Annotated in this window: 9 protein-coding genes; 5 read left to right on the top strand and 4 right to left on the bottom strand. The window is 61.7% G+C overall.

Annotated elements, in window-relative coordinates; all coding sequences use genetic code 11:
* Positions 1–697 (top strand): LysR substrate-binding domain-containing protein (locus Q4Q11_RS13170; RefSeq protein ID WP_498569733.1); only part of this gene is annotated, 697 nt, incomplete at its 5' end.
* Here the strand turns inward: Q4Q11_RS13170 and Q4Q11_RS13165 are convergent.
* A complete protein-coding gene (locus tag Q4Q11_RS13165) occupies positions 687–1,016 on the bottom strand; it encodes a YciI family protein (protein WP_112511309.1) in 330 nt (109 codons plus the stop codon). The two genes, Q4Q11_RS13170 and Q4Q11_RS13165, sit on opposite strands and share 11 nt — an antisense overlap.
* A gap of 84 nt (positions 1,017–1,100) precedes the next feature.
* On the opposite strand from Q4Q11_RS13165, the gene Q4Q11_RS13160 reads away from it, so the two are divergent.
* Positions 1,101–1,985, top strand: a complete 885-nt coding sequence (locus tag Q4Q11_RS13160; protein ID WP_498569732.1) for a LysR family transcriptional regulator — start codon at positions 1,101–1,103, stop codon at positions 1,983–1,985.
* A gap of 40 nt (positions 1,986–2,025) precedes the next feature.
* On the opposite strand, the gene copM is transcribed toward Q4Q11_RS13160, so the two are convergent.
* From copM to Q4Q11_RS13145, 3 genes are all read right to left on the bottom strand, one after another.
* Positions 2,026–2,394: a CopM family metallochaperone gene (gene copM, locus Q4Q11_RS13155; protein WP_112511311.1), complete on the bottom strand. Its 369-nt coding sequence runs from the start codon at positions 2,392–2,394 to the stop codon at positions 2,026–2,028.
* Positions 2,395–2,468: 74 nt separating this feature from the next.
* Positions 2,469–2,846, bottom strand: a complete 378-nt coding sequence (locus Q4Q11_RS13150) for a hypothetical protein (RefSeq protein WP_498569731.1) — start codon at positions 2,844–2,846, stop codon at positions 2,469–2,471.
* Positions 2,847–2,915: 69 nt separating this feature from the next.
* Positions 2,916–3,443 (bottom strand): 2'-5' RNA ligase family protein, encoded by a 528-nt coding sequence (locus Q4Q11_RS13145; protein ID WP_113224128.1) that lies wholly within the window; start codon positions 3,441–3,443, stop codon positions 2,916–2,918.
* Positions 3,444–3,568: 125 nt separating this feature from the next.
* On the opposite strand from Q4Q11_RS13145, the gene hisS reads away from it, so the two are divergent.
* The 3 genes from hisS (at position 3,569) to hisG (ending at position 7,101) form a co-directional block, all read left to right on the top strand.
* Positions 3,569–5,092, top strand: coding sequence for a histidine--tRNA ligase (hisS, locus tag Q4Q11_RS13140; RefSeq protein ID WP_113337115.1), 1,524 nt, complete (start codon positions 3,569–3,571; stop codon positions 5,090–5,092).
* A gap of 195 nt (positions 5,093–5,287) precedes the next feature.
* Entirely contained in the window at positions 5,288–6,406 is a 1,119-nt protein-coding gene (locus Q4Q11_RS13135; RefSeq protein ID WP_113222383.1) for an ATP phosphoribosyltransferase regulatory subunit, read from the top strand.
* Positions 6,406–7,101: an ATP phosphoribosyltransferase gene (gene hisG / locus Q4Q11_RS13130; protein WP_112511321.1), complete on the top strand. Its 696-nt coding sequence runs from the start codon at positions 6,406–6,408 to the stop codon at positions 7,099–7,101. The genes Q4Q11_RS13135 and hisG overlap by 1 nt, the downstream gene beginning before the upstream one ends.
* Positions 7,102–7,110 lie beyond the last annotated feature (9 nt).

The raw sequence follows: 7,110 nt of genomic DNA, 5'->3' as shown, positions 1-7,110 counted from the left end.
GCGCTGCCGCCGGGCGCTGGACGAAATACAATCGGGCGAAGCCATGCTGGAATCGGGCAAGCGCGAGGTCACGGGACGTTTGCGCATCTCCATGCCCGTGCTCTTCGGCCGCCGCTGCGCCGTGCCGCTGCTGCTGGAGCTGGCCCGCATTCACCCCAAGCTCGAACTGGATCTTTCCTTCAGCGACCGTGTGGTCGATCTCTTCGACGAGGGATTCGATCTCGCCATTCGCAACGGCGTGCTGCGGGATGAGGCTGGACTGGCCGCGCGCAAGATCGCCGTCCATCGCATGACGCTATGCGCCTCGCCGGATTATCTTGCCGCAAGAGGCACGCCGCAGACCATTGCCGCCCTCGATAACCATGATCTCGTCGTCTATGCGAGATCGGGCCAGACGAAGAAGTGGACTTTCTTGCAGGATGACGGAACGGCCGTCGACTATTATCCGGAAACACGGTTGCGCCTTGACGATCTGGAGGTCCTTGCCGATGCCGCGGCAGCGAGTATGGGCATTGCTTGGCTGCCATGCTGGCTGGTGCGCGACTATGTGCACGCCGGCAAGCTCATGCCGGTGCTCAATGTCTCCAGCCGGCCCGTCAACGTCTATGCCGTCTGGCCGCAGGTGCCGCAGCTTTCATTGAAGACACGTGCGGTCATCGACCAATTGGCCGCGCGCCTGCCTGACGTCATGGATTGACTATACGGGAATTGCCCTCGCGCTGGAGGAAGGTGCCGTCGGCAAACACCCGGTTCCATCTCAGGATCTGTACGGACTTGCGCAAGCCGGCTGGCCAGAAGGGATCTTCCTTCACAAGCCGATCGACGTCCTCAGCCGTATCCGCCTCGACAAGCCATAGACCACCGGCGAGAGTATCGCCCTCCCTGCTGAGCGGTCCGGCCGTTCGGATGGAAGCGGCATTCGCCTTCAGAAAAGTGAAGTGGTGCTGCAGATTTTCCTTGCGGATGGCAGCGGCATTTTGCCGGTCATCCTCGAACAGAACTGCGAACAGTGTCATCGTTGCCTCCTTGCTGGACGTTTGCAGTTTATGACTGCAATAATGCTGGCACACGCGGTAAGTTTGCCGTCAGGAGCTGCAAAATTGCACGATATCGACTGGAACGATCTGCGATATGTTCTGGCACTTGCGCGGGGCGGCTCCTTTGCCACCGCCGGCAGGGCGCTTGGGACGGATGCAACGACGGTCGGCCGCCGTCTTCGCATTCTGGAAAGCCACCTCGGTACGCCGCTGTTTTCGCGCGATGCCCGCGGCGCCATGTCGCCGACGCCGACGGGTGAGATCGCAGTGGCGAAAGCCGAAACGATCGAGGCCGAAGTCATGGCGCTGTCAGGCGCATTGGATGCGGCCGATCCCATGACCCTCGGCAAGGTACGCCTCACGGCGGCGCCGTCCTTCATCAATCGGCTACTCATACCGGCCATGCCCGGTCTGTTGGCCCGGCACACCGGCCTGCAACTGGAACTCATCGGCGATTCCAGAAATTTAAACCTGACACGGCGTGAGGCTGATATGGCCCTGCGCCTGGCAAGGCCGGCCGATGCGGCAAACAGCAAGGTGGTCGCTAAACGGATCGCGACGCTGGACTATGCCATCTACGTTGCCGCTGGGCGGGAAAGGCAGGCGAAGAGCTTGCCGTGGATTGTCTATGAGGAGGCCATGGCGCATCTGCCGCACGCCCGCTGGATTGCCGCACAGGCAGAAATATCGGGTCGCTCCAGCCAGCTTGCGGTCAATGACGCCGAAGCTCTACTGCAGGCCGCGGTTGCGGGACTGGGGCGTGTGCTTCTGCCAAAAATTCTGGCCGAGAATGCCGGCGGTCTTTGCCGGGTCGATAGCGGCGACAAAAACCCGCCAGTACGCGAGATATGGCTGCTCATCCACGCCGAGCTTCGCCAGCTTGTTCGTATCCGTACAGTTGCCGATTGGTTAGACGGCGTATTCCGCCGCCCACTTGCCGAACGGTGAAAGAGGCGGCACGGGTGCCGCCTCCCATTTGACCGATGAATTACTTGCCGTGCTTCTTCAGCCAGGCTTTCATTTCCTTGATTTCGGCTTCCTGCGCGGTAATGACGCCTTGCGCCAGCTTGCGCAGCTCGGGGTCCTTTCCGTACTTCAGCTCGATCTTGGCCATGTCGATCGCGCCTTGATGATGCGGGATCATGCCGCGGACGAAATCCGCGTCCGCATCGCCGCTGTAATTGATCATCATGTCCTTGTGCATCTTGCCCATGGCATCGTTGTAAGCCTTGCTCGATGCACCCTGATTACCCATCGGCTTGCCCATGTCCATGCCCGGCATATCATCGGCAAAGGCGGGAATGGTGAGGGCAAAGGCGAATACGCCGGCGAGGATCAGCGATTTTGACGTAGACATAGGTGTCCTTTCCGTTTCTGGACGGTATCTGAGTTCGAGCGGACCGCCGCTCGTTGAATGAAAGCAGATGATCGTCAGGCGAAGCGGGGAGGCGGCGGCGTCGGCTGCGGCCGCGAGTCGGCAAGGCGTTGGCCCGGCGCAGGTGCGGGGTAGGAAGACAGATGCTTGCCGCCTGCCGCCGCAAACATCGGCGTCACGGCAAGACAGGCGGCACAGGATGCCACATGCCCCATGCCGCCGGCGCATGGGTTCTCCGGTTTCTTCTCCTGATGCTGCACCATGGCGCCATGACCGGCCATGCCAGGCATATCGGCCATATCCCCATGCATGCTCATGATCACCGCCGCGGGCATTGCGGACACGGAATCGCAGATAGGGCAGTTCGCCAGTGCCGGCATGGCACCGTAGAACAGCCAGGCAATCACCATCATCAGGGTCGCGAAGAAGCGCATGAACACGAACCTAGCTGCGTCCGCCGCGAAGGCAAGCGCAAATTGTATCGTCCGGACACTGAAGGTCGATCAAGGCAGCAGTTTGACTTCTCTCAAGATTTCCACCGGCGGGAAGCTTATGCAATCCACCACATCGAAAGTGAGCGCAAATTTGGCTGGCGTCGCCTTCGCCCATGCCAGCGCCCGCTCCCTCGAGTTTGCTGGGATCTTCATCGCAATGGTGCAGTGTGGCTGCCAACGATCCGGACGGGAATGCTCGTGGCAAAGGGCAGGGTCGATCTCGTCGTGAATGGCGGCATGTATGTCCCGCAGGATTAGATCGTCTGTGGGGCGCATCCAGAGCACCAGCGTCTCGTTTGCGAAATGGTCGATGCCGGAAAATTCTATCGATAGCGACGGCATCGCGCCGAAGACTTTTTCGGCGGTCGCAAACAGCAGCGACGGAGCGACATCCGCATAGACGGCGAGAGTGAGATGCGGCGAATAGTTCAGCGCCTCCATCGACGGCGAGGTTTCGAACCGGCTCGCTTCCCGCCAGAGATCCAAAACCGGGGCGGCGCTGTCATTGGCACACTTCAGAACGATCGCGTGTGGCATGGTATCTATGTCGCCTTGTCTGGCTTTTTGCCCGTTTGTCCGTCGTTAGCATAGAACAATCCTTGCCGCACACAGCCCAATCCGCTAGTTAACCGCGACTGTTCCCGTACCGGATTACCCTAGATATGAGCGATAAACAGAAGAAACCGCAAAAGCTCAAGGCCCGCCTGCCGCGTGGCTTTGTCGATCGTTCGGCCAGCGACATTCGCGCCGTCAACGAGATGACCTCCAAGATCCGTAGGGTTTACGAGCATTATGGTTTCGATCCGGTCGAAACGCCGCTGTTCGAATATACCGATGCGCTCGGCAAGTTCCTGCCCGACAGCGATCGGCCGAACGAGGGCGTGTTCTCGCTTCAGGACGACGACGAGCAGTGGATGTCGTTGCGCTACGATCTGACGGCGCCGCTTGCCCGTCACGTTGCCGAGAATTTCAACGAGATCCAGCTTCCCTACCGTACCTATCGCGCCGGCTATGTCTTCCGCAACGAGAAGCCGGGTCCCGGCCGCTTCCGCCAGTTCATGCAGTTCGATGCCGATACCGTCGGCGCGCCGGGCGTGCAGGCGGATGCCGAGATGTGCATGATGATGGCCGACACGCTGGAAGCTTTGGGCATCAAGCGCGGCGACTATGTGATCCGCGTCAATAATCGCAAGGTTCTCGACGGCGTGCTGGAAGCGATCGGCCTCGGCGGCGACGACAAGGCCGCCCAGCGGCTCAACGTGCTGCGCGCCATCGATAAGCTCGACAAGTTTGGCCCGGAAGGCGTGGCGCTGCTGCTCGGTGCCGGCCGCAAGGACGAGTCCGGCGACTTCACCAAGGGTGCCGGCCTCAATGTGGATCAGATCGAGAAGGTGCTCTTCTTCGTCGGCATCAAGGACTACGCCGAAAGTGCTGCCCAACTTGCCGAGCTTGTCGCTACCACATCCCACGGCGGCGAAGGCGTCGAGGAGCTGAATTTCATCGGCAGCCTCGTCACCAGCGCCGGCTACCAGGCTGATCGGATCAAGATCGACCCATCGGTCGTGCGCGGCCTCGAATATTATACCGGCCCGGTCTACGAGGCCGAACTTACCTTCGACGTCACCAACGAGAAGGGCGAAAAGGTCGTCTTCGGCTCGGTCGGCGGCGGCGGCCGTTATGACGGACTCGTCTCGCGCTTTATGGGCCAGCCGGTGCCTGCCACCGGCTTCTCCATCGGCGTGTCACGCCTGATGACGGCGCTGAAGAACCTCGGCAAGCTCGGCACCGAAGAGGTGATCGAGCCGGTGCTCGTCACCGTGATGGATGGCGATATCAATGCCATGGGGCGTTACCAGCGCTTCACGCAGCAGTTGCGCGCCGCCGGCATCCGTGCCGAGATGTTCCAGGGCAACTGGAAGAAGTTCGGCAACCAGCTGAAATATGCCGACCGTCGCGGCTGCCCCATCGCCATCATCCAGGGCGGCGACGAGCGGGCAGAGGGCGTCGTGCAGATCAAGGACCTTATCGAGGGCAAGCGCCTCTCTGGCGAGATCGAGGACAATGCCAGCTGGCGCGAGGCCCGTGTGGCGCAGGAAACCGTGCCGGAAGCGGAGCTGGTCGAGAAGGTCAGGGCAATGCTGGCGGCACAGGCGGAAGACCGGAAGAGGGCGCTCGGCAATGTCTGAGTGGGTCGTGCAGTCTCGTTTTCTCCTTCTCCCCTCGGGGAGAAGGCGGCCCGAAGGGTCGGATGAGGGGGGCTCTCGGCCCGCGCGAGCTATTCATCGTTTGGCGCTTGCTATCCTCGTCACTTCGCTTCTTGGCCCCCTCATCCGCCCTGTCGGGCACCTTCTCCCCGCTGGGGAGAAGGGGAGGACAGTCCCATGCCTCTGATCAACCTTCCGGATTTTGCCGGCGATTTGCTCGATGAGTTTACCGTCCGCGGGACGGAGAGGGTGGATACGCCCATCATCCAGCCGGCCGAGCCCTTTCTCGATATGGCCGGCGAGGACCTTCGCCGGCGCATCTTCATGACCGAAAGCGAAACCGGCGCCAGTCTCTGCCTGCGCCCCGAGTTCACCATCCCGGTCTGTCTGCGCCATATCGAAACCGCCACCGGCACGCCGAAGCGCTATTCCTATCTCGGCGAGATTTTCCGCCAGCGCCGCGAAGGCGGTCATGAGTTCTACCAGGCCGGCATCGAGGATCTGGGCGATGGCGACACGGCCAGCGCGGATGCCCGCGCCATTGGCGATGCTATCGGTATTCTGAACCGGCTTGTCGCCGGCCAGCCGCTCTCGGTGACGCTTGGCGATCAGGCCGTGTTCGAGGCCGTGGTGCAGGCGCTCGGGCTGCCATCCGGCTGGCAGAAGCGGCTCATCCATGCCTTCGGCAACATGATACAGCTCGAAACCCTGCTGGCGCGGCTCGCAAGCCCGCAGCCGGTCACCGGGCTCGATGTGCATGTGCTCGATTTCCTCAATCGCGGCGACGAGCAGGGACTGGTCAAGCATATAGACGCGACCATGCAGGCAACGGGCTATTCCACCAATGCCAGCCGCTCGCCGCAGGAAATCGCCCGTCGCCTCCGCGAGAAGCTGGTGCTGTCGGAAACGCGGCTCGACGACGCCGCATTCCTCGTATTGGAGGAATTTCTGTCCTTGAGCGTGCCTCTGGCGGATGCCTCGGCTGTATTGGCCGGTTTCGCCGATGCGGCGGGACTGAACCTAGGGAATGCATTGAAGAGCTTCGATGCGCGCGTCAAAGCATTGGCCAAGGCCGGCGTCGACGCCTCGAAGATAGACTATCGCGCGGCCTTCGGCCGCCCCCTTGATTACTATACGGGCCTCGTTTTCGAAGTGACGGTGGAAGGATCGAGCGCAGTGCTTGCCGGCGGCGGCCGTTTTGACCGGCTGATGACCCTGCTCGGTGCCAAGGATCGTATCCCGGCCGTCGGCTTCGCGCTCTGGCTTGATCGTATCGAAACTGCGAGGGCAGCCTGATGACCATCACGATTGCGCTCCCCTCCAAGGGCCGGATGAAGGACGATTGTTCGGCGGTTTTCGAACGCGCCGGCCTGCCCATCGTCGCCGTCGGCAATGACCGTTCCTATCGCGGCCGTGTCGAGGGCTTGGACGGCGTTGAGATCGCTTTCCTGTCGGCGTCCGAAATCTCCCGCGAGATCGGCAACGGCAGCGTCGATTTCGGCATCACAGGTGAGGATCTCGTGCGCGAAGGCATGGCGGAGGCCGACCGCCGCGTCGAATTCTGCGCAAGGCTTGGTTTCGGCCATGCCGACGTCGTCGTCGCGGTGCCGGAAATCTGGCTCGATGTCGATACCATGGCCGATCTCGGCGATGTCGCCGCCGATTTCCGCGCACGTCATGGCCATAGGCTCACGGTTGCGACGAAATATTGGCGGCTGACGCAGCAGTTCTTTTCGAGTCAGCACGGCATCCAGCTCTATCGCATCGTCGAAAGTCTCGGCGCGACCGAAGGCGCGCCGGCTGCCGGCTCGGCCGATATCATCGTCGACATCACCTCCACCGGATCGACACTCAGGGCGAACCACCTGAAGGTCTTGTCGGACGGTATCATTCTGCGCTCGGAGGCTTTTCTGGTGCGCGCGCGCAAGCCGAGCCATGAAGGCGATCCGATGGTTGAGCGCATCATTTCAGCCGTGCGCAGCGCGCTCTGATCGCCTAGT

It is taken from the genome of Rhizobium sp. UFLA01-1127, assembly GCF_059803845.1.
Note: the sequence above shows the minus strand (reverse complement) of the source record. Positions and strands in the feature narration are given on the sequence as shown.

Coding starts and splice junctions, on each gene's coding strand:
- Q4Q11_RS13165 (WP_112511309.1), bottom strand. CDS start 1,016: ATGACACTGTTCGCAGTTCTGTTCGAGGATGACCGGCAAAATGCCGCT.
- copM (WP_112511311.1), bottom strand. CDS start 2,394: ATGTCTACGTCAAAATCGCTGATCCTCGCCGGCGTATTCGCCTTTGCC.
- Q4Q11_RS13150 (WP_498569731.1), bottom strand. CDS start 2,846: ATGCGCTTCTTCGCGACCCTGATGATGGTGATTGCCTGGCTGTTCTAC.
- Q4Q11_RS13145 (WP_113224128.1), bottom strand. CDS start 3,443: ATGCCACACGCGATCGTTCTGAAGTGTGCCAATGACAGCGCCGCCCCG.
- hisS (WP_113337115.1), top strand. CDS start 3,569: ATGAGCGATAAACAGAAGAAACCGCAAAAGCTCAAGGCCCGCCTGCCG.
- Q4Q11_RS13135 (WP_113222383.1), top strand. CDS start 5,288: ATGCCTCTGATCAACCTTCCGGATTTTGCCGGCGATTTGCTCGATGAG.
- hisG (WP_112511321.1), top strand. CDS start 6,406: ATGACCATCACGATTGCGCTCCCCTCCAAGGGCCGGATGAAGGACGAT.